This window comes from Prolixibacter sp. NT017 (genome assembly GCF_009617875.1).
Classification (GTDB): Bacteria; Bacteroidota; Bacteroidia; order Bacteroidales; family Prolixibacteraceae; genus Prolixibacter.
Map to the genome: position 1 here is coordinate 3,096,474 of NZ_BLAV01000001.1, position 25,510 is coordinate 3,121,983.

21 protein-coding genes and 2 tRNA genes are annotated in these 25,510 nt (G+C 45.0%); 11 read left to right on the forward strand and 12 right to left on the reverse strand.

The window, feature by feature from the left end; translation table 11 throughout:
- Together gltA and GJU87_RS12790 are read right to left on the reverse strand one after the other, a co-directional pair.
- Positions 1-1,491 (reverse strand): NADPH-dependent glutamate synthase, encoded by a 1,491-nt coding sequence (gltA, locus tag GJU87_RS12785; RefSeq protein ID WP_153639888.1) that lies wholly within the window; start codon positions 1,489-1,491, stop codon positions 1-3.
- Entirely contained in the window at positions 1,491-2,330 is an 840-nt protein-coding gene (locus GJU87_RS12790) for a sulfide/dihydroorotate dehydrogenase-like FAD/NAD-binding protein (protein WP_153639889.1), read from the reverse strand. Before GJU87_RS12790 ends, gltA begins: the two co-directional genes overlap by 1 nt.
- 283 nt (positions 2,331-2,613) lie before the next feature.
- Here GJU87_RS12790 and GJU87_RS12795 point away from each other — a divergent pair, with 283 nt between their 5' ends.
- From GJU87_RS12795 to GJU87_RS12805, 3 genes are read left to right on the forward strand one after another with little or no spacing between them, the layout of a single operon-like run.
- Positions 2,614-2,949 carry a TraR/DksA C4-type zinc finger protein gene (locus GJU87_RS12795; protein WP_228491982.1) on the forward strand — a complete coding sequence of 112 codons (336 nt, stop codon included), beginning with the start codon at positions 2,614-2,616 and terminating at the stop codon, positions 2,947-2,949.
- A 14-nt stretch (positions 2,950-2,963) separates the two neighbouring features.
- Positions 2,964-3,314 (forward strand): translation initiation factor, encoded by a 351-nt coding sequence (locus tag GJU87_RS12800; RefSeq protein WP_153639890.1) that lies wholly within the window; start codon positions 2,964-2,966, stop codon positions 3,312-3,314.
- 58 nt (positions 3,315-3,372) lie between these two features.
- On the forward strand, positions 3,373-6,312 hold the full coding sequence (locus GJU87_RS12805; RefSeq protein WP_153639891.1) for a DEAD/DEAH box helicase: 2,940 nt from the start codon (positions 3,373-3,375) through the stop codon (positions 6,310-6,312).
- A gap of 517 nt (positions 6,313-6,829) precedes the next feature.
- Here GJU87_RS12805 and GJU87_RS12810 read toward each other — a convergent pair.
- From GJU87_RS12810 to GJU87_RS12825, 4 genes are all read right to left on the reverse strand, one after another.
- Positions 6,830-6,903: transfer RNA gene (locus tag GJU87_RS12810), tRNA-Arg, on the reverse strand.
- 63 nt (positions 6,904-6,966) lie between these two features.
- Positions 6,967-7,040 (reverse strand) — tRNA-Arg (locus GJU87_RS12815).
- Positions 7,041-7,155: 115 nt separating this feature from the next.
- Complete coding sequence (locus tag GJU87_RS12820; RefSeq protein WP_228491983.1) at positions 7,156-7,458, reverse strand: MTH1187 family thiamine-binding protein; 303 nt, start codon at positions 7,456-7,458, stop codon at positions 7,156-7,158.
- A complete protein-coding gene (locus tag GJU87_RS12825) occupies positions 7,439-8,260 on the reverse strand; it encodes a hypothetical protein (protein ID WP_153639892.1) in 822 nt (273 codons plus the stop codon). Before GJU87_RS12825 ends, GJU87_RS12820 begins: the two co-directional genes overlap by 20 nt.
- Positions 8,261-8,347: 87 nt before the next feature.
- Between GJU87_RS12825 and feoB the strand changes: the two genes are divergently transcribed.
- Both feoB and GJU87_RS12835 read left to right on the forward strand, forming a co-directional pair.
- Positions 8,348-10,852: a ferrous iron transport protein B gene (gene feoB / locus GJU87_RS12830; RefSeq protein ID WP_153639893.1), complete on the forward strand. Its 2,505-nt coding sequence runs from the start codon at positions 8,348-8,350 to the stop codon at positions 10,850-10,852.
- Positions 10,853-10,861: 9 nt separating this feature from the next.
- Positions 10,862-11,065, forward strand: coding sequence for a hypothetical protein (locus GJU87_RS12835; protein ID WP_153639894.1), 204 nt, complete (start codon positions 10,862-10,864; stop codon positions 11,063-11,065).
- Positions 11,066-11,120: 55 nt separating this feature from the next.
- Here GJU87_RS12835 and GJU87_RS12840 read toward each other — a convergent pair whose 3' ends face one another.
- Positions 11,121-12,284 carry an iron-containing alcohol dehydrogenase gene (locus GJU87_RS12840; protein ID WP_153639895.1) on the reverse strand — a complete coding sequence of 388 codons (1,164 nt, stop codon included), beginning with the start codon at positions 12,282-12,284 and terminating at the stop codon, positions 11,121-11,123.
- Positions 12,285-12,504: 220 nt separating this feature from the next.
- Here GJU87_RS12840 and GJU87_RS12845 point away from each other — a divergent pair, with 220 nt between their 5' ends.
- Together GJU87_RS12845 and GJU87_RS12850 are read left to right on the forward strand one after the other, a co-directional pair.
- Positions 12,505-13,116 (forward strand): hypothetical protein, encoded by a 612-nt coding sequence (locus GJU87_RS12845; protein ID WP_153639896.1) that lies wholly within the window; start codon positions 12,505-12,507, stop codon positions 13,114-13,116.
- A gap of 76 nt (positions 13,117-13,192) precedes the next feature.
- Positions 13,193-13,927 (forward strand): head GIN domain-containing protein, encoded by a 735-nt coding sequence (locus tag GJU87_RS12850; protein WP_194831528.1) that lies wholly within the window; start codon positions 13,193-13,195, stop codon positions 13,925-13,927.
- 50 nt (positions 13,928-13,977) lie between these two features.
- Here the strand turns inward: GJU87_RS12850 and GJU87_RS12855 are convergent, their stop codons facing one another.
- The gene (locus GJU87_RS12855) at positions 13,978-14,979 is read right to left on the reverse strand and encodes an ornithine carbamoyltransferase (RefSeq protein WP_153639898.1); all 1,002 of its coding nucleotides are present in this window, start codon (positions 14,977-14,979) and stop codon (positions 13,978-13,980) included.
- A 97-nt stretch (positions 14,980-15,076) separates the two neighbouring features.
- The gene (locus GJU87_RS12860; protein ID WP_153639899.1) at positions 15,077-16,033 is read right to left on the reverse strand and encodes a carbamate kinase; all 957 of its coding nucleotides are present in this window, start codon (positions 16,031-16,033) and stop codon (positions 15,077-15,079) included.
- 312 nt (positions 16,034-16,345) lie between these two features.
- Here GJU87_RS12860 and GJU87_RS12865 point away from each other — a divergent pair, with 312 nt between their 5' ends.
- Both GJU87_RS12865 and GJU87_RS12870 read left to right on the forward strand, forming a co-directional pair.
- The gene (locus tag GJU87_RS12865; protein WP_153639900.1) at positions 16,346-18,790 is read left to right on the forward strand and encodes a DNA translocase FtsK; all 2,445 of its coding nucleotides are present in this window, start codon (positions 16,346-16,348) and stop codon (positions 18,788-18,790) included.
- 43 nt (positions 18,791-18,833) lie between these two features.
- A complete protein-coding gene (locus GJU87_RS12870) occupies positions 18,834-19,484 on the forward strand; it encodes an outer membrane lipoprotein carrier protein LolA (protein ID WP_194831529.1) in 651 nt (216 codons plus the stop codon).
- A gap of 74 nt (positions 19,485-19,558) precedes the next feature.
- Here the strand turns inward: GJU87_RS12870 and pyk are convergent, their stop codons facing one another.
- Positions 19,559-21,004 (reverse strand): pyruvate kinase, encoded by a 1,446-nt coding sequence (pyk, locus tag GJU87_RS12875; protein ID WP_153639902.1) that lies wholly within the window; start codon positions 21,002-21,004, stop codon positions 19,559-19,561.
- Positions 21,005-21,209: 205 nt separating this feature from the next.
- Entirely contained in the window at positions 21,210-21,626 is a 417-nt protein-coding gene (gene aroQ, locus GJU87_RS12880) for a type II 3-dehydroquinate dehydratase (RefSeq protein WP_153639903.1), read from the reverse strand.
- Between the two features lie 164 nt (positions 21,627-21,790).
- Between aroQ and xerD the strand changes: the two genes are divergently transcribed.
- A complete protein-coding gene (xerD, locus tag GJU87_RS12885; RefSeq protein ID WP_153639904.1) occupies positions 21,791-22,690 on the forward strand; it encodes a site-specific tyrosine recombinase XerD in 900 nt (299 codons plus the stop codon).
- Positions 22,691-22,964: 274 nt separating this feature from the next.
- Positions 22,965-24,584, forward strand: a complete 1,620-nt coding sequence (gene pckA / locus GJU87_RS12890; protein ID WP_153639905.1) for a phosphoenolpyruvate carboxykinase (ATP) — start codon at positions 22,965-22,967, stop codon at positions 24,582-24,584.
- A 51-nt stretch (positions 24,585-24,635) separates the two neighbouring features.
- On the opposite strand, the gene GJU87_RS12895 is transcribed toward pckA, so the two are convergent.
- Complete coding sequence (locus GJU87_RS12895; RefSeq protein WP_153639906.1) at positions 24,636-25,502, reverse strand: TIGR01777 family oxidoreductase; 867 nt, start codon at positions 25,500-25,502, stop codon at positions 24,636-24,638.
- Positions 25,503-25,510: the final 8 nt, after the last annotated feature.

The following is a 25,510-nucleotide window of genomic DNA, read 5'->3' on the forward strand; positions in this document are numbered from 1 at the left end:
TTAATTCACAGCATATTTTTCCTTGAGAAAATGGTCCATCTTTTCAGCAGCCCGACGGCCATCTCCCATGGCTAGAATCACGGTTGCACCACCACGAACGATATCACCACCCGCAAACATTTCCGGGATGGATGACTGCATCTTCGTTTCATCGACCACGATGGTTCCCCATTTGGTTACTTTCAACTCTTTCAAACTCGAAGGTACTAAAGGATTTGGCGAAACGCCGACTGCCACAATCACTAAATCCACTTCCATCTCAAATTCCGAACCTTCCATTGGCACCGGACGACGGCGCCCTGAAGCATCAGGTTCTCCCAGTTGCATCCGGATTAGCTTCATCCCACTGACACGTCCTTTTTCGTCGCCATAATATTCCAGCGGGTTACAAAGATTGTGGAACTCCACGCCCTCTTCCTTCGCATGTTTTATTTCTTCGATACGGGCCGGCATTTCCTCTTCCGAACGACGATACACAATCATCGCCTTTTCAGCACCCAGTCGTAAAGCGGTACGAACTGAGTCCATGGCAGTATTTCCGCCACCAATTACGGCTACACGCTTTCCGTGCAGAACCGGCGTATCGGTTTCTTCGTACTGAGCTCCCATCAAATTTACGCGGGTCAGATACTCATTCGATGAAAGAATGCCGTTATAATTTTCTCCGGGAATGCTCATAAAACGCGGCAAACCCGCTCCGCTTCCGATGAAAAACGCCTGGAATCCCTGCTCTTTCAAATCATCGAAAGAGGCCGTTCTTCCCACAATAAAGTTGGTCTCGAAATGAACGCCCATCTTTTGCAGGTTCTCCAATTCCTTATCGACGATTTTATTCGGCAACCGGAATTCAGGAATACCATATTTCAACACGCCGCCAATTTCGTGCAACGCCTCAAAAACAGTGACATCGTACCCCTTTTTAACCATGTCGCCGGCAAACGAAAGTGCCGCCGGACCAGAGCCAACGGTAGCGACTTTAATTCCATTTGATTTCGCTGTTTCCGGAACGCTCATCTCTCCGCTCTCACGCTCAAAATCGGCAGCAAAACGTTCCAGGTGACCAATGGCCACTGCTGGTTTGTTCAGTTTCTGAACGTAGAAACACTGTGCTTCGCACTGTTTCTCCTGCGGACAAACGCGACCACAAACAGCCGGCAATGCGCTGGTTTCTTTCAACACAGACGCTGCCTGCTGAATTTCGCCACGCTCAATATTTTTAATGAATTTCGGAATGTTGATGCTCACCGGGCAACCTTCAATGCAGGTTGGATTCGCACAATCCATGCAACGAACGGCTTCCTGCATGGCCATTTCGCGGGTCAGGCCACTATTGACTTCCCGGTCCTGGTAATTTACCCGGACCTCAGGCTCCAGCTCAGGCATGGAGACCCGTTCAATCAGCATACGGTCCTTATTCTTTGTTTGTCTTCTCAGTTCCGCGCGCCATTCGGCTTCGCGTTCCTGTTTTAGGTATAATGAATCGAGTCCCATTACTTTTCGACCAATTTGTGCTGTAAATGATAAAGTTCCAATGCTTCTTTCTCTTCTTCGCGATAGCCGCCAAGGCGCATCAGCATCTCGTCAAAATCGATGTGATGAGCGTCAAATTCAGGACCATCCACGCAAGTGAAACGTGTCTTCCCTCCAACCGATACACGACAGGCACCACACATTCCGGTACCGTCAACCATGATAGAATTGAGACTGGCCTGCGTTGGCACGTTATATTTTTCTGTTAGTAAAGCTGCAAACTTCATCATGATAGCGGGCCCGATGACAATGCACTCGTTCACCTCTTCACGTTGAAGAATCTCTTCCATTCCAGCAGTTACCAAACCTTTTCTTCCGTGAGAACCATCATCCGTCATCACGATGAGTTCATCGGACCACTGGCGCATTTGGTCTTCCAGAATAATTAAATCCTTGCTTCGGGCAGCCAAAACCGTAATTACACGGTTCCCGGCTTTCTTAAATGCCTCTACAATGGGAAGCAACGGAGCAACACCCACGCCGCCACCTGCAGCCAATATTGTTCCTACGTTTTCGATGTGTGTTGGCTTTCCAAGCGGGCCAACCAAGTCGGTAATGTAATCGCCCGGCTCTAAATCAGCCAGCTTTGAGGTACTTACCCCAACCACCTGTGCAACTAGGTCGATGGTTCCTTTTTCAGCATCCGCCGATGCAATCGTTAACGGAATCCGCTCACCTTTTTCTCCCACACGGAGAATAACGAAATTTCCTGCTTTCCTGGAACGGGCAATCAGAGGGGCTTCAACAACCAATCTGACAACCTTTTCCGAGAAAAACTCCTTTTTTACAACTTTATTCATCTAACAGGAAATAGTTTCTTATTAATTCACATAATTTTTTCAAAAATAGGAATTTCGTGAAATTAAGAGCCAATATGGAAGTTAATCTTCATGTGCTACACAACCTATGCCTCAAAGTATTAATGAATCAGCCAGTTCAAAAATGCGCCTGAGATTTTCGGTTCTATCCTGATGTTATTCGAAGGAAATATTTATTTTTAAAGTTTTCTTTATCGCAAAGTAATTTTTGCGAATACCAAATATTAAGGATTGAGAACTTGACAGTTTCATTACCGGATACAAAATGACGAAAGAAGATCGGGAAAAATTGCGGGAAACCATGACGACAAAAGTGGCCGGACTAAAGGAAGAGCTGCTTGATTTAAAAGAGCTGACACGCCCGGAGGCTCCGGATTGTGCCATTGGACGAGTCAGCCGGATGGACGCAATTAATAACCGTAGCGTGAACGAAGCTGCCATGCGGAAAAAGCAATTAAAGCTGTCGAAACTCGAAGAGGCTTTGGAGAAAATCGATTCTCCCGACTTCGGGAAGTGTACCCGCTGTGCCCAGGAAATTCCTTGGGGACGTATCGCTATCATGCCCGAATCGACATTGTGTATCCGGTGTGCATCGCGTTAAAATTGATTGAGAGAATGGGAAAAAACAAGAAAAAGAATGACCGGTACGGAATCGTCTATTCGACCGATGACCAGTTTGACTACGAATACAACGAGCAGGAAGAGGAAGAAACATTGCCGCCCTCGCAGCAGAATCTGAAAATCATGCTCGACAGAAAACAGCGAAAAGGAAAAGAGGTAACGCTCATCACCGGATTTGTCGGTGCCGAAGACGACCTGAAAGCGCTGGGAAAACAGTTGAAAAGCAAGTGTGGAGTTGGAGGATCGGTGAAAAACGGTGAAATTCTGCTCCAGGGTGATTTCCGCGATAAAGCCATGCAACTTCTGACCAACGAAGGTTACAAAGTGAAGAAAGCCGGCGGTTGAACCGCTACTCCGTTTAATTCATGCCATTCAGGCAAAAGCTAACAAAGAGGGATTATTTGTGAGTCTACAGTTCATTATTGCCATCACAGAACACCGGAACCTGGGTTATGTTCTTGCCCCTTATTTGGTTGAGAAGAAAGGGCAGAACACATTCTATTCTGTCGTAAAGAAAATCCACTGCCACAACCTCGATGACGGAGATTATGCCTACTCTCCTACCGAGAAGAAACTGGTCAGCCTAATGGAGAAATACAGCAACGAAAACTTGCTGGAACGATTCGGTAACCGAGGCGGACTGAATGATTTCTTCAAACACATCGACCTGGATACGTTCACCAAACAGGTGGTTCCGTACATCGAAAAGCAAATTCTCAAGTGCCTCGATTTGCTGAAAGAGGATTCCATCCCCTTGTATCGGAAGGAGTCCAAATACAGCAATCTATATGAAGAGGATCGTATAGAGCTTTGCTACCGCGACACCAGTGCTGTTTTCAATTTCGAACGGCTTGAGCACGAAACCCGCTATTATTTGACCATCCGGTACCACGATCAGGAAATTTCGCTGCAACACCGCAACGTGATTCTGCTGACTAACCATCCTTGCCGGTTGCTTTACCAGGGGAAGCTGTATTTTTTCGACAACCTGGCCGGAAATAAGCTGCTTCCTTTCTTCGAGAAAAACTACGTCAGCATTCCGCGCAGTGTGGAAGACAAGTACTACCGAACGTTTGTCCTCAGCACCATTCGTCATCACCAGGTTCACGCCAAGGGTTTTGACATTGTGGAAGGAAATCCGGAAAAGAAAGCCATACTTTCGTTAGAGGAAGACCAGCGAAAGAATCCGCGCCTGATGCTTAAATTCAGGTATAATCAGCGCGATTTTCCTTATATAGACAAGGAGATGCAGGCTGTTTATCTGCGTAAGCAGAACGGGAATTACACTTTTTACAAATTCGAGAGAGACAAGAGTTGGGAGAAAGATTTACTGAAGTCGCTCCGGAAAATGGGATTGGTCAAGACGTCTTCCGGACTTCATCCAGAAGGAATTTCGGATGTTACGAGTAGCGAGTACTTCTACTCATTGATCAACTGGCTGAATAATCATCAGCAGGAGCTGGAAGAAGCGGGTATTGAACTGGAACAGCACAACCTCGACCGTAAATACTACACCGGAAGTCATACTCTCAACATCGAGATAAGTGACGAAAGCGACTGGTTCGACATTTACGCTTATGTCAATTTTGGTGAGTTTCGTTTCCCTTTTGTCCGACTGAAAAAGAATATCCTCAACGGGGTCCGGGAATTTCAATTGCCTAACGGCGAAATTGCTGTTCTTCCGGAAGAGTGGTTCGCCCGCTACCGCGATATTTTCACTCTTTCGGAAGCGGACACAGAACATCTGAAGCTGAGAAAACACCATTTCCCGGTACTGGAAAACAACCTGAACGGCGTCCATAAAAAATACCTGAAGAAGTTTGAAACACTGACTCAGGAACAACCGGAAGCTCCGGAGGTGCCACAAAAGCTCAATGCCCTGCTTCGCTCATACCAGGAAGAAGGTTTCGGTTGGATGTACCATCTTCATCAGCACCATTTTGGCGGTTGCCTGGCGGATGATATGGGATTGGGAAAAACGGTGCAGACGCTGGCATTGCTCGTAAAAACACAACGCAAAGTCAACGGATATCCTACGCTATTCGACCAGGTTGAAGATGACAACAACGGAAAAAACCGGCAGTTTTCGAAGCATCATCAACCAGCCAGTTTGATTGTGCTGCCGACTTCCCTTGTTCATAACTGGGAAGATGAGATTTTGAAGTTTGCACCAACGCTCAGGTACTATAAATATATAGGTGCGCGCCGCCGGCATAAAATCAACATGCAGGATCTTATTCACCAGCATGACGTGATTCTGACCACCTACGGAACAGTGCGCAACGATCGGGAATTCCTGAAGCAATACCAGTTTTATTACCTCATTCTCGACGAAGGGCAATACATTAAAAATTCGGGCTCGAAAACCTACCGGGCCATTAATGACATGAATGCTTCGCACCGGTTAGTGCTGACCGGGACGCCCATCGAGAATTCGCTTTCCGATTTATGGTCGCAAATCAATTTTCTGAATAGAGGACTACTCGGAAGCCTGGCCTGGTTTAAACGCGAATTCATCTCTCCTATTGAGCGGAAAAACGATGAAGAAGCACAAAAAAAACTACAGCAACTCATTCAACCTTTCATCCTGCGGCGAACGAAAGAGCAAGTAGCCCGTGATCTTCCGCCTTTAAGCGAATTAATCCGGTATGTAGATATGACGCCGGAGCAGAAAAAAGCGTATGAGGCTGAAAAGTCTTCCATCCGGAACAACATCCTTTCGAATATCGAGGAAATCAGCCTCGAAAAGTCGGCTTTTGTGGTGCTACAGGGCCTCATCCGATTGCGACAACTGGCCAATCATCCGGCGATGATTGAGGACAACCAGCACATCGAATCGGAAAAATTCAACGAAATTTTGCGTATGCTCAGCATCTTGGTTGCGGAGAAACACAAAATTCTCATCTTCTCCTCCTTCGTCAGACAATTGAAATTGCTGTCCAAAGAATTTGAAACGAATGGCTGGAACTACAGCCTGCTGACAGGGCAAACCCGCGACCGCAAAAAGGTGATCGACGATTTCCAAAATAACCCAGACAACAATATCTTTCTTATTTCACTAAAAGCAGGCGGCGTTGGCCTGAATCTGACCTCAGCGGATTATGTTTTCATTGTCGACCCGTGGTGGAACCCGGCAGCTGAAATGCAGGCTGTGAATCGCGCTCACCGCATCGGACAGGACAAGAAAGTATTTGTGTACCGCTTTATCACCGAAGGAACCATTGAAGAGAAGATTCAAAAGCTGAAAGAAAAGAAATCGTCGCTGGCCGAGAAATTCATCAATTCCAACAACCCGTTCCGTTCTGTCTCCAAAGACGAACTCATGCACCTCTTCGAAGACTAAAAAAAGAAAAGGACAGACCGGGCGGCCTATCCTTTTACTAAACTAACCAAACTAACTAACCTAACTAAACCTAAACTTATGAAATCATTGCAAAAATAATTCGCAACACTTCAAATAATATTAACTAAAGATTAAATAAACGTTTTCTTCATTTCAATGCTCTTTTCAACAGAGCCTCATCAGACCTTTTTAAAAGTTAAAAAAGAAAAGGACGGACCGGGCGGTCCATCCTTTTACTAAAACTAACCAAACTAACTAACCTAACTAAACCTAAACTTATGAAAAAAAATGTACCACAAAGATAACCGCGCACCCATGGGTTCGACGAATTATTTCTGTTAAAAATTGTAAAGATTTATCTAAAAAACCTTAACAAACGTAAAGTCTGTAAAGGCTTTCATTGACTGGGGACAGGCCATTTCCGGTCGCAAAATTGAATAATGTTAAAAATGTGAACTCCCGCCACTTGAAAATTGAACGCACAAAAAAGGAGCTCCTTTTTCAAGAAACTCCTTTGTGAACCCGGAGGGATTCGAACCCCCAACCTCCTGATCCGTAGTCAAGTGCTCTATCCAGTTAAGCTACGGGTCCATATAATGCAGTGATAAAAACTTTCAAAAAAATAGAAGCTCCTCACTGCAAGAAGCTTCTCTGTGAACCCGGAGGGATTCGAACCCCCAACCTCCTGATCCGTAGTCAGGTGCTCTATCCAGTTAAGCTACGGGTCCTTTTGTTTTTGAAAGCGGTGCAAATATAAAGAGTTTTCAATAAACACCGTTACTTTCGGAAGGCTTTTTTCGAAAAAAAAGCACGAATTCCGGTAGCCTTCCGAGGCTCAAAACTTTATGCACCGTCGTATTTGGCCATTTTGTCTTCTATCGTGACCGGTGTTTCGGCGTTGCTTTGGATTTTCACGTACGCGAGCATATTTTCCGCGCCAGCGGCATAGCAAGCCTCATGCACTTTTTTAACGACATCCATCAATTGGTCGAAATCACCCTCCATAACCGTTTCGAAGGGACAAACACGGTATTTTACACCCGATTCTTCAATAATCTTTATCGCTTCGTCCACCAGCGCGTAAGTATCTTTGTCCTCTGCCCGCGGCAATACCTGCAGAGCTAAGTTAATCTGCTTGTTCATCATCTTCTTCTTTAAGAATTTTATTTTCCAGAATATCCCTCAACTCATCGGGGCTAAATTGCTTGACATTGGTGATAAGCATATCGGTCCGGAGGAAACCGCCAATTTGGTTGCACTCCATGATGATATCGCGAAAGATATTTCGCAGCGGTTCCCGAATCGGAATCATCGCCGTAAGGGCAACAAATCCTGTATGAAATTCGATTGATTCGAGTTCCGAGTCATAATGATTGAGCGCAAACAAAATTTCCTTTTTCAGCAGCTCTTTCTGCCAGTCGGTAAAAGGTTGATCTTCCAAAGCGAACAATGCACCAAAATAACGGAACTTGTGTCCCCTTCCTCCCAAACCAGAGGAAATAAAGACCGGGCGTTCGCCCAGCAACGAGCTTTCGAGCCGGATGCGACTTTCCTGGAAAGCCAGTTCGGTCCAATCGGTCAAAACGGTTTTATTCTCCTCCTTAAAGCGCTCGATCAATCGCAATGCGTCAATTCGCTCAAGAGAAGCCAGCTGTACCAACAACTTTTGCTTTTGGTCAACCGGTGTCGTATCAGCAAATAAATTTTCAGCCTGGTCCAATACTTCAGTCGCATCGAGTCCTTCCTTCGCTTCCCGCGATTGGCGGAAATATTCCTTCTGAAGTTCTATATCGATTTTCTTTTCCAGAATTCGGATATTATCCGGCACCTGGTGAAGTGCGTCCTGAATTTTTTCATAAAAACTCTCAAATTCCATTAGTCGACGATTCAGGTTCGGCGCGAAGTTGCAAAATATTCGCATATCCACCTCGAATATTACCGTTCTCATTCAGCTTTTTAACAAATAAGAAATATCTTTGCCATTATTTTTATTTGTACTAATTACAAAGTAACCGCGTAAAAATTAGCATCTTACATGCGTCTCTCAGAAGTCAGTGAAAACCATACTGTCGTTATTTCCAAGGTGATGGGCCACGGCGCTTTCCGCCGCAGGATAACGGAGATGGGTTTCGTGCGTGGAAAAGAGGTAAAAGTTTTAAAAAATGCTCCTCTTCGCGATCCGGTTGAATACGAAGTTATGGGGTACCATGTTTCGCTTCGGCGTGAAGAAGCGCGGTTGATCGAAGTGGTGTCTCGCGAAGAAGCACTCCATTATATTGAACCGACCTATGATGGTACCATTGATTTGGAAACCCTGAAAACATCGGCTGGCGTCAAAGGGAAGGAAATCAACATTGCCTTAGCAGGAAATCCCAATTGCGGAAAAACATCGCTTTTCAACCGGGCTTCAGGAGCCAAAGAACACGTTGGAAACTACAGCGGAGTAACCATCGATGCAGCCAAGGCCAACCTCCACTGGAAAGGTTATTCACTTACACTGATTGACCTTCCGGGAACCTATTCGCTGACCGCTTACACACCGGAAGAACTATATTCCCGAAAATACATCATCGACGAAACGCCGGACATCGTCGTTAACGTGGTGGACGCTTCCAACCTGGAACGCAATCTCTATCTCACCACCCAGCTCATCGATATGGATATCAAAGTCGTGCTGGCATTGAACATGTACGACGAGTTGGAAGCCGGGGGCGCCAAACTGAAAATAGAAAAACTGGGCAAACTTCTGGGAATCCCCATTATTCCGACCATGGCCAACAAAGGTATCGGGATTGACAAGTTGCTCAACAAGGTGATTGACGTTTACGAAGAACGCGATCCAATTGTGCGGCATATCCATATTAATTATGGTGCTGAAATGGAGAAATCCATCAAAGCGTTGCAAAAGGTCATTCGTGAAGGGAAACCGGCACCGGCGCGGGTATCGTCACGCTATTTGTCGTTGCGGCTTCTCGACAAAGATCCGGAAACCGCCAAAATCATCGACGATTTTCCGAATGCTGAACAAATCAATACTACCGCGAAGAAAGAAATTGATCGACTGGAAGAACGCCTGGACGATGACAGCTCGCATTTGATTACCGATGCCAAATACGGTTTCATTGCCGGCGCTTTGAAAGAGAGTTACAGTGAAGGGGTACGTAGGCGTCATGCCATTACGGAACAGATAGACAAACTGGTTACACACAAATTCTACGGCTTTCCGCTTTTCATGCTGTTCATGCTCGCCACTTTTACAGCTACCTTTACTCTCGGTGCTTATCCAATGGACTGGATTGACGCAGGCGTTTCGTGGCTTGGCGACCTGATTAGAAACGGGATGGCCAATGGAATGCTGAAAGATTTGCTCATCAACGGAATTATCAATGGTGTGGGCAGCGTGGTTGTCTTTCTGCCGAACATCCTTATTCTGTTCTTTTTTCTTTCCTTCATGGAAGACACGGGCTACATGGCCCGGGCAGCTTTCATCATGGACAAGCTGATGCACAAAATAGGCCTGCATGGACGTTCTTTCATTCCCATGGTCATGGGATTCGGCTGTAATGTTCCGGCCATTATGGCTACCCGAACGCTTCGTAACCGGAACGACCGCTTGCTCACGATGCTGATCATTCCGTTCATGTCATGCTCGGCCAGGTTGCCGGTTTATATTGTACTGATCTCTGCCTTCTTTGGAAAATATCCGGGACTGGTCCTGATGGGACTTTATTTCCTGGGAATTCTGTTGGCAGTTGGAACAGCGAAACTTTTCAACCGGACCATTTTCAAACGAAAGGAAACGCCTTTTGTGATGGAACTTCCTCCCTACCGGATGCCCACGCTAAAAAATACGTTGTTGCACATGTGGGAAAAGGGAAGTCAGTACCTGCGAAAAATCGGGGGCACCATTCTGGTCGCAGTGATCGCCATCTGGGCACTGGAATACTTTCCCCGAACAAGTCCGCAGGCGGAACACTTCAACCAGCAAAAACAAGAGGCCAATCAGCTATACCAATCAAGGGTTGAAGCTCATCCCGAACAGAGAGATTTGCTGCTGAATGAACGAGACTCGGTTTTGCATCACCTTAGTTTGGCCGAAGAATCATCGCGCATCGAAAACTCTTACATCGGTAGAATGGGAAAAGCCATCGAGCCGGCTATCCGGCCGCTGGGTTTTGACTGGCGAATGGGCGTGAGCTTACTGGCCGGACTTCCTGCTAAAGAAATTGTGGTGAGTACCATGGCCATCCTGTTCCAGGTAAACGATGATCCGGAGAATACGCACCTTTTACAGGAAAAACTGCAGACGGAAAGGTATACTTCTGGTCCAATGACAGGAAAGCCTTTATTTACACCTCTTGTCGCACTTTCGTTCCTGGTTTTTGTGCTGATTTATTTCCCCTGCATTGCCGTTATTGCAACCATTCGGAGAGAATCGGGAAGCTGGAAGTGGGCTATTCTTACCGTTGTCTACACAACAGGTGTGGCATGGTTTATGGCATTTATCGTTTACCAGTTGGGAACATTAATCACAGGATAAACAACACGTATGGCTCAAACACTGATAACCATCGTCATTATTGCAATTGCGGCTTATTTCATCATTAAAAAAGCAATTGAGACCATCCGCTATTTCCGAAAGCCGGCTCCTTGCAGGGGATGCAGTGGCTCCTGTAAAACCTGTCCTATTACCGAATTTCCACATTCAGGCCACACTAAGAAGTCGTCATCAAAAACAGCGAAGAAAAAGTAAAGCCGGAAACACAACTGCTCCCGGCCCTAAATATTTTGAAGAAATAATCGTCTTTCTACAACTGGTGTTCCAGAATCTCAGCAACCTGGTCAGGTGAAATATCACCGTGCTCACCGATTCCCACCATTCCTCGATGCAAAAAACGGGTTTTCACTTTCGTGATGAAACTGGCGTCAATATCGTAATCGCTCAAGCGAGTTTTGATACCTACCGATTCGAAAAACTTAACCGTTGCCGAAATGATTTGGTCGATCCGTTCGTCTTCGGTTCCTTCCGTAATGTTCCAAACACGGGCACCGTACTGAAGAATTTTATCCTTCTTGTTACTTCGCTTGATGTGCATCAATCCCGGTAGGACAACCGCCAAGGTGCGGGCATGATCGACTCCGTGGAACGCGGTAATTTCGTGTCCAATAGCATGTGTCGCCCAATCCTGGGGAACGCCGGCGCCAATCAGTCCGTTCAGCGCCATGGTTGCCGCCCACATGAAATTGGCTGCTGTGTTGTAGTCGTTACGGTTCGCCAACACTTTCGGACCTTCTTCAATTAATGTCGTCAAAATAGATTCTGCAAAACGATCCTGAATCGGAGCATCGACCGGATAAGTCAGGTATTGCTCCATCACATGCACAAACGCATCGACAACACCGTTAGCCACCTGCCTGTCAGGCAATGAGAAAACAACGGTCGGATCGAGGATGGAGAATTGGGGCATCACCAACGGCGAACCAAATGCCAGTTTTTCCTGCGTCTCAACTCTTGTCACAACCGAGTTTCCGTTCATTTCGGAACCGGTTGCCGGAAGCGTCAGAACAGAACCCAATGGCAAAGCCTTTAACAGCGGGAAGTCCGTTTTTCCTGTTAAGATTTCCCATGGATCTTCTCCCGGCCAAAGTGCACCGGCAGCAATGAACTTGGTTCCATCGAGAACAGAACCACCGCCAACAGCCAGCAGAAAATCAACTTTCTCCTTCTGCACAATTTCGATGGCTTTCATCAAAGTCTCGTAGTGCGGATTGGGCTCAATTCCGCCAAATTCAATCACGTCCACTCCCTGAAGAGCTTCCTTTACCTGATCGTATACGCCATTCTTTTTAATGCTGCCTCCGCCATATGTGAGCATCACCTTTTTGTCTTTGGGGACCAGTCCTTTGAGAGCACTTATCTCACCTTTTCCAAAGACAATCCTCACCGGATTATAGAATTCAAAATTGTTCATAGTAATTTATTTAGTATTCGATATACTTATACATTGATTCGCGTAAGCGCAACAAAATTAATAATTGTGGGAAATCCATATAAGCAATTATTGCTTTCCCATAGAAGTTTGATAAAAGAAGAACGAAGCTTTCTTTATCATTGCACTGTTTTTGATGTAAATTGCAAAACAGAATGCTAGTAGAACAGTAACAAAAAACATCACATCATAAAGAAAGTTTATGCTGAAAACTGATAAAGTATTTGATCCCGAAAAAGTTGATTTCACTGAAAAAATGGCCGGATTGTCCGACCACGACCTGATTATTGCTTTGCGTAAGAGGAGTGATTATCATCCCAAAGCAGCAAAAGCAGCCATCGCTGAAGCCATACAACGCGGGATTATAGAAAGTGAAGATGATTTGGAAAGCGAAGAGTTCAAACCCATTCCTTTTAAGCGTTTGGGATTATTCGTGCGTGCTGAAAGCCAGAAGCAGGCAAGAGGAATCTTATCAAGCCTGATTTTAATTTTATACGTTTTTTCACTGATTCCTTTTTTGTACGGCGGAATCGATATTGCTTCAGGCGACTACCTGATGGCTGCCAAGAGTGCCATTCTGGGCGCTTTTACGTTGCATTTCGCATACCGGACCTCGAAGACAGAACAACCGGCCGATGCGGTGAAGTTGATCATTGCGTCGACACTAACAGCACTTTTCAGCGTTTACCACTTCTGGTCGCAGCTGAGTGCTTTTGGCTACATGGAAATACTGGTCATTGTCGTGATTCTCGGACTCGTGCTATTTACGTCCATCAATGTCTGGCAGCTAACCAAACGACTTCGTTCTATATAAATAGAAATTTGATTTTTCGGTCACCCGAAAAAGTCTATTTGACAGGCTATATATGAAACCACAAAAAACCAGACCAATGAAAAAAGAACTATTGTTTTTTCTCTTCCTGATCTTTTCACTCGCGTTTACCACCTCTTGCAGCGCAGGTAAGCATGATAAAAACCCGGAGGACGGGAAAACACTCAACGTACAGGAGTTCAACTCCATTTCACTTAGAGGAGGTTTTACCGTAAGCCTTTCTCAGGGTGATAAGTCTGGCATTTCAGTTGAAGCGCCCAACGCCCTGATGAACGAATTAAGAGTGTCAGTCGATGATGGAGAACTGAAAATTGTCGACACCCGTTTTGAGCGCGGTGAACACCACGACGACTGGGAAAACATGGCCAGAAGAATTCATCTTAACATCACCATAAAAAGTCTGAAAGATTTAAGAATCAGCGGCTACGTCAGTCTCAAAACAAAAGAGCCACTGATGACAGACAATCTGAACATTGATATTGAAGGCGGTGGCCGGTTAAGAATGGACCTGGTAACCGAAAAACTGGGAATTAATATTGAAGGTGGCGTAAGCATGGAACTGGGAGGACAGGTGCGGTACCTGACAAGTCACATTGAAGGAGCCGGCAAGATTTCGGCCTATGATATGAAAGTGAACCGGGCAGACATTTCGATTAACGGAGCCGGTTATGCTTCGGTGAATGTAAGTGACCACTTGAAAGTAGACATGGATGGCGTTGGATGGGTTCGGTACAAAGGAGACCCAATGGTCGAAAAAAATGTAGACGGTGTAGGATTTGTCTCTAAAGAATAAAAAAAGCCGGGAAATATCCCGGCTTTCACTTTTAGCTTTCCACAAACATATTACTGACCCAGCGTTGCAACCATTATGGCTTTAATGGTATGCATCCGGTTTTCAGCCTCATCAAATACAATGGAAGCAGAACTTTCGAAAACGTCCTCGGTTACTTCCATTGCTTCTAATCCGAATTTCTGATAAATATCTTCACCTACTTTGGTGTCGCGGTTATGGAATGCAGGCAGACAGTGCAGGAATTTCACATTCGGGTTACCGGTCATTTTCAGCACCTCGCTGTTTACCTGATAAGGTTTCAACAATTCAATCCGCTCTGCCCAAACTTCTTCGGGCTCACCCATCGATACCCAAACATCGGTGTACAGGAAGTCGCAATCTTTTACCGCTTCGGCAACATTGTCGGTTACGGTAATTTTCGCTCCTGTTTCCTTCGCTATTTCGCGGCAAACATTCTGCAATTCCTCCGACGGTTGACTTGCTGCAGGTGCTGCTGCGCGGAAATCCATTCCCATTTTGGCAGCTCCTACCATCAGTGAGTTCCCCATATTGTTGCGGGCATCGCCCAGGTAGGCAAACTTCACTTTCGAAAGGGGCTTATCGGTATGCTCCATCATGGTCAGGAAATCAGCCAAAATCTGCGTCGGGTGAAATTCATTGGTCAAACCGTTCCAAACCGGTACGCCGGCGTATTTTCCCAACTCCTCAACGATATCCTGTCCGAAACCACGGTATTCAATTCCGTCATACATGCGTCCCAACACACGGGCAGTATCTTTCATCGATTCTTTGTGACCAATCTGTGAGCCACTCGGGCCTAAATAGGTAACATTGGCTCCCTGATCGTGTGCAGCCACCTCGAAAGCACACCGCGTGCGGGTTGACGATTTTTCAAAAATGAGCGCAATGTTTTTCCCTTTCATGCGAGGCTGTTCGGTACCTGCATACTTGGCAGCTTTCAAGTCAGCCGACAATTTCAACAGATGCTTTATTTCTTCCGGAGTGAAATCGAGTAATTTCAGAAAATTCCGGTTACGTAAATTGAATGCCATTTTTTTGATGTTTTTATGATGCTATTAAATGATTTACAAAATTGATAATTCTCCGCCGGTCCACCTAACTTTTATTTCCCGGTTAACCGGAAAAAGGTTAATCATCGTAGTGCATGGTAATTTTTGAACCGTATGATTTATCGGCCAATTTCTTTGCTTCCGTAATCACCGATTTCTTTCCGCCATTCTCCACAAAATTCAATGCAGCTCTGATTTTCGGAGCCATATTTCCTTCGCCAAAGGTACCGGCTTCGAGATATTTCATGGTATCGGCGTGATCCAGAAATTCCAGTTTTTCCTGCGTAGGCAACCCGAAATCTTTGTATATGAAAGAAACATCGGTCAAAATGTACAACTCATCGGCACCAATACTGGAAGCCAGTGTAGCTGAAGCCAAATCTTTATCTACGACGGCATCAACCGTACGGCAATCCTTGTTCTCATCGAAATAAACCGGGATACCGCCACCACCGGCTGCAATCACAATATTTCCCTGTCGTGCCAGTGATTCGATCACCTCCTTATTCATTACCTGCTTGGGAAACGGCGATGATACCACACGGCGCCAACCGCCTTCTTTTTTCGGGCTCGGTTTGAATGCCCAACCTTTTTCTTCCTGCAGTTTTTTCGCCTGCTCTTCAGTATAAATCATGCCAACCCGCTTGGTTGGATCCTGGAACGCCGGATCATCCTTGTCCACTTCCACCATGCTAATCATGGAAATAATATTTCGCTGTATTCCATGTTTATTCAGCAAGTTTCTGAACATCCTTTCAATCATGTAACCTATTCCGCCCTGCGAATCTGCCACGCATACGTCCAATGGCATGGGAGCAACACCATACATTTGCTCTCCGGCGTCGTTCCGCAACAGGATATTTCCCACCTGCGGTCCGTTACCATGGGAAATTACCAGGTCGTACCCTTCCTTTAACAGGAAAACAAGATTCTCCAGCGTATCCATCGTATTGGATTCCTGCTGCTCGATGGTACCTTTTTCATCTCCGCGAAGTAAGGCATTGCCACCCAGGGCCACCACTGCCAATTTATTCATAGTTTTATGTTATTAATTTTTCTGAATTTTGCCCTAAATTAGCGAGTTGAAGCTCCTGTTCTCTCTACTAAGTTCATGCTTTGCAGCAACATTTGATAGTTTGAACAATTAAGAATCAGGTAAGCTACAAATCACAACATTCGGCACTGTAATTGCTTGCAAAAAGAAAGAAATTCGAACCGTGGGGAAAGATGATTTTCGTCACACTCCTTATTTGATGTTCCGCTCAAGGCACATCACGCGTTAAAAATTTGGTTAAATTTGCAGAGCATTAGCATATTTTTCATTCAGATTTAAACCTTTATCAGGTAAATGGCCAGGAAAAAGACCTCAAATACTTCCAGAAAAAAAAATCAAAAATCCAACCTCAGGAACCGTCTGAGCAAACTCAGTAACTGGGAACGAGTCGGTGGAGTTCTTTCCATCGGACTGTTTTTCTTTGCTCTCTATTTGTTCATTTCACTCATTTCCTTTCTCCTTTCGGGAGGAGCTGACCAAAGTCAGCTGAGCCTTACGGCACGCGAGATTTTGACCAATCCCAATTTGAAAATTGAGAACGTAGGTGGAAAATGGGGAGCCAACATGGCCGACTGGTTCATTAACCGGGGTATTGGTCTCGCCTCCTTTGGCGTTGTATATCTGTTGTTGATACTCGCCATCAAATTGGGACGAATCCATAAAGTTTCGCTGTCGAGAAACTTTGGCTACGGAATATTTCTCATCATATGGACATCGGTAGCTCTGGGTTATTTTATGGCGCCGCTTTATGAACAATCATACCTGTACCCGGGTGGTGCTTACGGTTTTTTCATCAGTCAATGGTTTAATTCCGTTATCGGGAATGTGGGAACCTTCTTCCTGTTGATGGCTACCATGTTAATCTGCATTATCATTGCCTTCGAGAATGCCTGGCCGGTGATGCGCAAGTGGATGACCCGTGCGAAGAAGCAGCCGGCAACCGACGCCCCGCTCTCCGATGAGGAAGTTTATTCAGAGCCCAAGGCTCCCGTTATCAACGAAAAAGACGATGCTTTTGCTAAAGTTGTTGAAGAAGACGACGAGGTGGAAGTGGTGTATGCCGACGACAAAAACAAAAAAGAAGATATTGAAATAGAGCTCGAACCTGAACCGGAAGAAGATTCTACTCAGAAGAAAACGGATGACAAGAAAGAAGAAGGTCCAAAAGATCCGGAACTGGAAGTGGAGAAACGAAAAGAAGACGATATTGTGGATTCCATTCAGCAGGATCTGTCAGAAGATTACGACCCAACACTTGATCTTTCCAGGTATGAGTTCCCTTCACTCGATTTACTGAAAGAGTGGTCGACCGGAAACCCGCAGGTAACCAACGAAGAGTTGATTGCAAACAAAAACCGGATCGTCGAGACGCTGAAAAATTACAACATCGAGATCGTCAAAATTAAGGCGACTTCCGGTCCCACTATTACGTTGTACGAGATTGTTCCGGCGCCGGGAATCCGTATTTCCAAAATCAAAAACCTGGAGGATGACATTGCTCTGAGTCTGGCAGCTTTGGGAATCCGGATTATTGCACCAATTCCCGGAAAGGGAACCGTTGGTATTGAAGTTCCGAACCGGAAACCGGAAATTGTTTCCATGCGCTCCATTATTGCTTCACGCACTTTCCAGGAATCGGAATACGAACTGCCGATTGCTTTGGGAAAAACCATCTCGAACGAAACGTACGCCGTCGATTTGACCAAAATGCCGCATATTCTGGTTGCCGGTGCTACCGGTCAGGGTAAATCGGTTGGTTTGAATGCCATCATTACTTCGTTGGTATACAAAAAACATCCGTCGCAGTTGAAGTTTGTTTTTGTTGACCCGAAAAAGGTGGAATTGAATCTGTACTCGGTGATGGAAAAACATTTCCTGGCCAAAATGCCCGGGGAAGACGACCCGATTATCACGGATGTGCAGAAAGTAAAAAACACGCTGAACTCCCTGAACCTGGAAATGGATAACCGGTACGATTTGCTGAAAAAAGCCCATGCCCGGAACATCAAGGAGTACAACCAGAAATTTATTTCAAGAAGATTAAATCCGGAAAAAGGTTTCCGGTACCTGCCCTATATTGTGGTCGTTATCGATGAGTTTGCCGACCTGATTATGACGGCCGGCAAAGAAATTGAATTGCCCATCGCCCGGATTGCCCAATTGGCCCGGGCCGTTGGTATTCATATGATCATCGCAACGCAGCGTCCTTCGACCAATATTATTACCGGTGTCATCAAAGCCAACTTCCCGGCAAGGATTGCTTTCCGCGTGGCCTCGATGGTTGACTCCAGAACTATTCTTGATTCGCCCGGAGCCAACCAGTTGATCGGAAAAGGTGATATGCTGGTTTCCACCGGAAGCAGCCTCACACGTGTGCAGTGTGCTTTCGTCGATACCCCGGAAGTAGAATCGATTGTACACTTCATTGGCGAGCAACCAGGTTATCCTACTGCTTTCTTGCTGCCAGAATACATGGATGAAAATTCGGATGAGCCTGGTGCTGTTGATTTGAAAAATCGCGATGATTTATTTGATGAAGCGGCAAGGTTGGTCGTTTTAAACCAGACAGGTTCCACTTCAGCCATCCAACGGAAATTTTCTATCGGTTACAACCGGGCAGGCCGAATTATGGACCAACTGGAGGCTGCCGGCGTAGTAGGTCCCAACGAAGGAAGCAAAGCACGACAGGTATTATTACAGGATGAATATTCTTTGGAACAATTATTGAATAACCTTTAAAAAAACAAAGCCCTTGTTAAGCGGGAGTACAAACATGAGTAGAATGAAGAATTTTACATTAACCGTCTTGCTCGTCATGACAACCAGTCTGCTGTTTGCTCAGCAGGATAACAAAGCGAAAGAAATCCTCGATAAGCTTTCGGCAACAACAAAAAGCTATAAGACCATTCAGATCGATTTTTCCTTTACCCTGGAAAACCAGCAGGAAGACATCAAAGAAACAAACAGTGGCTGGGTAGCTTTGAAAGGTGACAAATACCGGTTGCATATGCCGGCTTTAGGTATGGATGTTTACTCAGATGGAAAGACCAACTGGAGTTATCTTCCGGATGCCGGTGAAGTAAATGTAACGGACAATACGCCCGGACAGGACAACTCACTTAATCCGGCCAACCTTTTCACTATGTATGAAAAAGGTTTCAAATACCGGTACATTGGAGAAGAAAAAGTGGATGGCAAAAATGCATATGTGATTGACCTTTATCCGAAAGATCTGAAAAAAGATTTCACTAGGGTTAAGCTCTATGTTGACGCAGCCAAATACCATATCATTAAGGCAATTACCTACAGTAAGGATGGCAACATTTACACGGTTGCATTGAAGAATATGAAAACCAACAAGGATTTACCCGACAGTTATTTCAAATTCGATACTTCGAAACATCCGGACGTCGATGTTATTGATATGCGGTAATCAAAAAAATTAAAGACATAAGAAAGCTGACTCGAAAACGGGTCAGCTTTTTATATCGAGATTTCCTGTATTTCTCATTTATTCTTGGCGCCGGAATCTGATTTATTCTTCCGGGTCAACTGTCCTACTTCGGCAATCTCCATAAACGACGTTCCGCCGCCAACACCAAAGCTTCCGCCGACATAAACTACTTTGTCTTCCTCGGCCAGGCAACCTTCTTCCACCAAACCGCGAAGTGCGTGTTTAACCAGCTTATCTTTGTTCTTTTTCACCACAATTTCACTGGCGTGAATACCATACGAAAGTGCAAGCTCCCTCTTCACTTGTCCGGTGTGACACTTAGCATATACCGGACGACCACTACGGAATGCGGCCAGGTAACGTGCTGTTCTTCCCGTTAGGGTATCAGTAACAATGGCTTTTACATCCAGTTCTTCAGCGGCCATCACAGCAGCTTCCGACAAGAATGCAGGTACTTCACCATCGAGACGTGGTACCGGCAGGTCGTTTCGCTTATCCTTGCTTTTTTCGACTTCCATGGCAATGCGGGTCATGGTTTCAACCGCTTCAATCGGATAACTTCCGTAAGCTGTTTCACCCGAAAGCATAATCGCATCCGTGCGGGCATAAATGGCATTGGCCACATCACTTACCTCGGCACGGGTTGGCCTTGGATTCTGAATCATAGTATGCAACATCTGCGTAGCGATAATTACCGGCTTTTTCCGTTGTACGCATCGGCGGATAATGTGTCGCTGAACTCCCGGAATTTTCTCGGCAGGAATTTCAATTCCCAAATCACCGCGGGCAACCATAATACCATAAGCGTAATCCAAAATCTCGTCGACATTATTGACACCGTCCAGATTCTCAATTTTTGCTATGATTTTGATTTTACTACCCTTGCGGTCGAGAATTTCCTGAACAGCCAGTACATCCTCTTTATTACGCACAAATGAGTGAGCAATGAAATCCAAACCATTATCTACAGCCCATTCGATGAACATTTCATCTTTCGGTGAAATAGCCGGCAGCGAGAATGAAACTCCCGGAACATTGATACTCTTCCGGTTTTTGATTTCGCCGTCGTTGACAACTACCGCCTCTAGCGCGTCGTCTTTTAAGGCTTCCACCTTCAGCTCCAGTTCTCCGTCGTCAATCAAGACCGAACGGTCAACTGACACGTCTTTGGCAAAACCAGGATAATCAACGTAAAGAACTTCTTTACTGGATTCTCCTTCACCTCCTTTAATCAAAAGGCGATCGCCCTTCTTCACAACGATGGGCTCAGCAATATTTTTAGTCCTGACTTCAGGTCCTTTGGTATCGAGTAAAATAGCCAGAGAATCGGATACAGCCCGGACATCCTTTACCAGTTGCAAAGCAGTTTCGGGAGTTTGGTGCGCCGTATTGATTCGGACAACATTCATCCCAGCATTGTACAATTTTGAAATAAATTCCGGATTACTGGTTTTGTCGGAAAGCGTCGCGACAATTTTGGTGTGCTTGTTTCGATTCATCTTGATAGAAAGATATTTTAATATAGTAATTGGCCGCGAAATTAAGTGATTTCAGCAAATGCCAGCTCTTTTCACCTCTCTAACAGCAGGAAATAAGATTTGTTTAATATGCCGGGAGTGCAGAACACATATAACCCACTGATTTTATTTCAGATAAATAAAAACTTAATCTATCGGGGCGCCATAACATTAAAATTACATTCCGTCAGGCAAGAAAACTTTCCACCGCCAACCGGTATGAATCGAGACCAAACCCCATGATACTTCCTTTGCAAACCGGGCCAATCAGCGATTCATGCCGGAAACTCTCGCGCGTCAGAATATTGGAAATGTGAACTTCGATCACCGTTGAATTAATTCCGGAAATCGCATCGCGAATGGCAACGGACGTATGCGTGTACGCTCCGGCATTGATAATTATTCCCTCAGCCGAAAAACCAACTTCATGCAACTTGTTGACAATCTCTCCTTCTACATTCGATTGAAAATAATCAAACTCGATTTGAGGAAACCGTTCTCTCAATTTTACGTAATATTCATCAAAGGACTGATTTCCATAGATGGTCTTCTCTCTAATGCCCAAAAGATTAAGGTTTGGGCCATTTATTAAAATAATTTTCATTTAACTCAGATAATTCTTATATTTAACTAGATGTCAAAAAGAAAACATCATATTATTTCAAAACCTTTTCTTCCATCCCCCCTGGCATTTTTAACAATAATAAATGTTTTCTTAAACCAAATTTATTTAAAATTGTTACAAGTTAAAACTAAAATTGCTTCATTATGAATTGGGTTGAGAGCAAAAAGGGATACGAATCGTTTTTGAGACTTGAGAAATCGCTTTCTCAAAACTCAATTAGCGCCTACATTAATGATATCAATAAATTGATTTCGTTTTTGGAGGGTAAATTTAAAGAACTTCCGCCAGACAAGGTAAAACTCCAGCATCTTCGTGAATTTGTTGAATGGATGAACCAGAAAGGTGTAAGTCCGCGTACGCAAGCCCGGACCATTTCGGGTATTAAGTCGTTCTACAAGTACTTACTCATGGAAGGTGTAATTGAAAACGACCCGACAACTTTGCTCGAATCGCCCAAAATCGGTAGGAAGTTGCCGGACATACTCAGTGACCAGGAAATTAACGAACTGATTAATGCGATCGATTTAAGTAAACCGGAAGGACAGCGGAATAAAGCCATGATTGAAACCCTTTACAGTTGCGGTCTCCGTGTCTCCGAACTGGTTAACCTGAAATTGAGCAATCTGCATTTCGATCAGGAATTCATAAAAATTGAAGGAAAAGGTGACAAAGAACGTCTGGTCCCAATCAGCAAGCAAGCAATTGAAGATATCAACAAATATTTGATTGGTTACCGCAAACGTCTGAAAGTGGATAAGGACAGTGAAAATATCCTCTTCCTGAACCGTCGGGGTAAGCAGCTCAGCCGTGTGATGATTTTTACCATCATTAAAAACCTCGCACAAAAAATCAATCTGAAGAAGAACATTAGTCCTCATACATTCCGCCATTCATTTGCCTCGCAGTTGATTGATGGCGGCGCCGATTTAAGGGCTGTGCAGGAAATGCTGGGACATGAATCCATTCTTACGACTGAGATTTATACCCACCTCGATAAAGACTATCTGAAGGATACGGTTAATCGCCATCATCCCAGATCCTGATAGGAAATTTTTATTTAAATTAAATAACAATATCACTAGAGAAGGTAGGCAAATTCTATGATTTATTAATACCTTCTCTTATTTTTTATCATTTTATCACACCTCTCTATTACAGACCATTACACACGCCACAAGACCATATCGGAAGCTTCTTTTTAGAATCAATATGCTTTACAGCAATAATATGTTTTAGAGCATAGAATTTTCAATTATTCGTTTATCTTTGACCACTGCGAAACTACGAGCATTAAAACCTTTATCAAATTATCTCATTATGAAAAATTTAGATTTGTCTGTTTACGGAATTGACAACGTAACAGAGATCGTCTACAACCCTTCTTATGAGCAGCTGTTCGAAGAAGAAACTAAACCTGGTCTGGATGGTTATGAGAAAGGTGTTGTAACTGAATTAGGTGCAGTGAATGTAATGACAGGTGTTTTCACCGGACGTTCGCCTAAGGACAAGTACATCGTCAAGGATGAAACCACCGAAAATACGATGTGGTGGACAACTGCACACTCTCCTAACGACAATAAACCGATTTCACCCAATGTATGGAAGCAACTGAAAGAAGTTGTTACTGACCAGCTTTCAGGTAAGCGTCTCTTCGTAATGGATACCTACAGCGGAGCCAACGAAGATACCCGCATGAAAATTCGTTTCATTACGGAAGTTGCGTGGCAGGCACATTTTGTTAAAAATATGTTCATCCGCCCCACAGAGGAAGAACTGGCCAACTACGGTGAACCTGACTTTGTCGTATTAAACGGCTCAAAAGCGACCAACCCCAACTGGAAAGAGCAGGGATTGAACTCTGATGTATTCACCGTATTCAACCTGACTGAAAAAATGCAGGTGATTGGTGGTACCTGGTACGGTGGTGAAATGAAGAAAGGTATGTTCGCCATGATGAATTACTACCTGCCTCTCCGTGGTATTGCAGCAATGCACTGCTCGGCAAACGTTGGTAAAGATGGCGATACAGCTATTTTCTTTGGTCTTTCCGGAACCGGTAAAACCACATTGTCGACAGATCCGAAACGCCAGCTGATTGGCGACGATGAGCACGGATGGGACGATCAGGGCGTATTCAACTTCGAAGGCGGTTGCTATGCAAAAACTATCCGCTTGGATAAAGATAGCGAGCCTGATATTTTCAATGCCATCAGACGCGATGCGCTTCTCGAAAACGTTACGGTTGACGAAAATGGCAAAGTTGATTTCAACGATGGTTCGGTAACTGAAAACACCCGTGTTTCTTACCCGATCTACCACATCGAAAATATCGTAAAACCCGTATCGAAAGCAGGTCACGCGAAGAAAGTTATCTTCCTGACGGCTGATGCATTTGGTGTATTGCCTCCTGTCTCTAAATTGACAAAAGAGCAAACCAAATATCACTTCCTTTCGGGATTTACGGCAAAACTGGCCGGAACCGAGCGTGGTGTCACTTCACCGCAGCCTACATTCTCTGCTTGTTTTGGTGAGGCTTTCCTGTCTCTTCACCCGACCAAATACGGTCAGGAGTTGGTAAAACGGATGGAAGCTGCCGGTGCTGAAGCTTACCTGGTAAATACCGGATGGAACGGAACCGGAAAACGTATCTCGATCAAAGATACACGCGCTATCATCGACCGCATTTTGGACGGCTCGATTGAAAAAGCAGAAACTAAAATGGTTCCGATCTTCAATCTGGAAGTTCCGACTGCACTCGAAAATGTTGACACCAACATCCTCGATCCGCGTAACACCTACGCTGATGCAGCAGAATGGGAAAACAAAGCCAAAGACCTGGCTGAACGTTTCATCAAGAACTTCGAGAAATATACCGACAACGAAGAAGGAAAAGCATTGGTTGCTGCCGGTCCACAACTCGAACATTCGAAAATTTAATATCCACTTCTTTACATACAAATCCCGGGAAATTGAGTTTCCCGGGATTTTTTATGGCTTAATTAAATCATCAAGTGCCGAATCGATATCCGGAAATTGGAACTTGTAGCCGGCTTCCGATAATTTCCGGGGTAAAACAGTAGGTCCATGACTGAGCGCTGTTGCTCCTTCTGAGAACACTAATTTTAGCGCAAATGCGGGAACCGCCATAAACGAAGGTCTTCCCAGTTTTTTTGCCAGCTTCCTCGTGAAAGTTTCGTTATTCACCGGATAAGGAGCTGTAAAATTGAACACACCTTTTAATTCTTTTTTGGCCAAAAGAAACTGAACGGCGCCCACCACATCATCCAGATGGATAAAGGAAAAGCCTTGTTTTCCACTGGCCACAGTGCCGCCAAGTCCCATTCTGAAAATGGGCAATAATCTTCCAAACATGCCGCCATCTTTTCCAAGAACGAGCCCCATCCGCATAATCACCAACCGAACACCCAACGCTTCCACTTCCGATGCCGCACCTTCCCATCGCGTAGCTACTTCTCCCAGAAAATCGTGTCCGTATTCAAACACCTCTTCATCGTGCGTGCCCGAGTTAGCGTAGATACCGATAGCCGAAGCCGATAAGAACATCTCCGGCCGATCATCAGTAGACATCGCTTTTAATGCGCCAACCAGCTGACGGGTCACCTTAATCCGGCTCTCCATAATTTCCTGCTTGTAGGACTGTGTCCAGCGCTTCACGATGGGAGCACCAGCCAGGTTGATAATTCCGTCGACGCCGGTTAAAAGCTGAACAAGGTAGTTCTCGCCGCGCTTAAAATCAGCTCTTAGCAACGGAACCACTTCAATGCCGGAGCTAACAAATGCCTCGCGCAATGCTCCGCCAATGAATCCTGTACTTCCTGATATGGCAATCTTCATTCTGATGT

Excerpts from the sequence above, each read along its gene's own strand:
- gltA (WP_153639888.1), bottom strand. The coding sequence starts at position 1,491 with ATGGGACTCGATTCATTATACCTAAAACAGGAACGCGAAGCCGAATGG.
- GJU87_RS12790 (WP_153639889.1), bottom strand. The coding sequence starts at position 2,330 with ATGAATAAAGTTGTAAAAAAGGAGTTTTTCTCGGAAAAGGTTGTCAGA.
- GJU87_RS12795 (WP_228491982.1), top strand. The coding sequence starts at position 2,614 with ATGACGAAAGAAGATCGGGAAAAATTGCGGGAAACCATGACGACAAAA.
- GJU87_RS12800 (WP_153639890.1), top strand. The coding sequence starts at position 2,964 with ATGGGAAAAAACAAGAAAAAGAATGACCGGTACGGAATCGTCTATTCG.
- GJU87_RS12820 (WP_228491983.1), bottom strand. The coding sequence starts at position 7,458 with ATGATGAACAAGCAGATTAACTTAGCTCTGCAGGTATTGCCGCGGGCA.
- GJU87_RS12825 (WP_153639892.1), bottom strand. The coding sequence starts at position 8,260 with ATGAGAACGGTAATATTCGAGGTGGATATGCGAATATTTTGCAACTTC.
- feoB (WP_153639893.1), top strand. The coding sequence starts at position 8,348 with ATGCGTCTCTCAGAAGTCAGTGAAAACCATACTGTCGTTATTTCCAAG.
- GJU87_RS12835 (WP_153639894.1), top strand. The coding sequence starts at position 10,862 with ATGGCTCAAACACTGATAACCATCGTCATTATTGCAATTGCGGCTTAT.
- GJU87_RS12840 (WP_153639895.1), bottom strand. The coding sequence starts at position 12,284 with ATGAACAATTTTGAATTCTATAATCCGGTGAGGATTGTCTTTGGAAAA.
- GJU87_RS12845 (WP_153639896.1), top strand. The coding sequence starts at position 12,505 with ATGCTGAAAACTGATAAAGTATTTGATCCCGAAAAAGTTGATTTCACT.
- GJU87_RS12850 (WP_194831528.1), top strand. The coding sequence starts at position 13,193 with ATGAAAAAAGAACTATTGTTTTTTCTCTTCCTGATCTTTTCACTCGCG.
- GJU87_RS12855 (WP_153639898.1), bottom strand. The coding sequence starts at position 14,979 with ATGGCATTCAATTTACGTAACCGGAATTTTCTGAAATTACTCGATTTC.
- GJU87_RS12860 (WP_153639899.1), bottom strand. The coding sequence starts at position 16,033 with ATGAATAAATTGGCAGTGGTGGCCCTGGGTGGCAATGCCTTACTTCGC.
- GJU87_RS12865 (WP_153639900.1), top strand. The coding sequence starts at position 16,346 with ATGGCCAGGAAAAAGACCTCAAATACTTCCAGAAAAAAAAATCAAAAA.
- GJU87_RS12870 (WP_194831529.1), top strand. The coding sequence starts at position 18,834 with ATGAAGAATTTTACATTAACCGTCTTGCTCGTCATGACAACCAGTCTG.
- pyk (WP_153639902.1), bottom strand. The coding sequence starts at position 21,004 with ATGAATCGAAACAAGCACACCAAAATTGTCGCGACGCTTTCCGACAAA.
- aroQ (WP_153639903.1), bottom strand. The coding sequence starts at position 21,626 with ATGAAAATTATTTTAATAAATGGCCCAAACCTTAATCTTTTGGGCATT.
- xerD (WP_153639904.1), top strand. The coding sequence starts at position 21,791 with ATGAATTGGGTTGAGAGCAAAAAGGGATACGAATCGTTTTTGAGACTT.
- pckA (WP_153639905.1), top strand. The coding sequence starts at position 22,965 with ATGAAAAATTTAGATTTGTCTGTTTACGGAATTGACAACGTAACAGAG.
- GJU87_RS12895 (WP_153639906.1), bottom strand. The coding sequence starts at position 25,502 with ATGAAGATTGCCATATCAGGAAGTACAGGATTCATTGGCGGAGCATTG.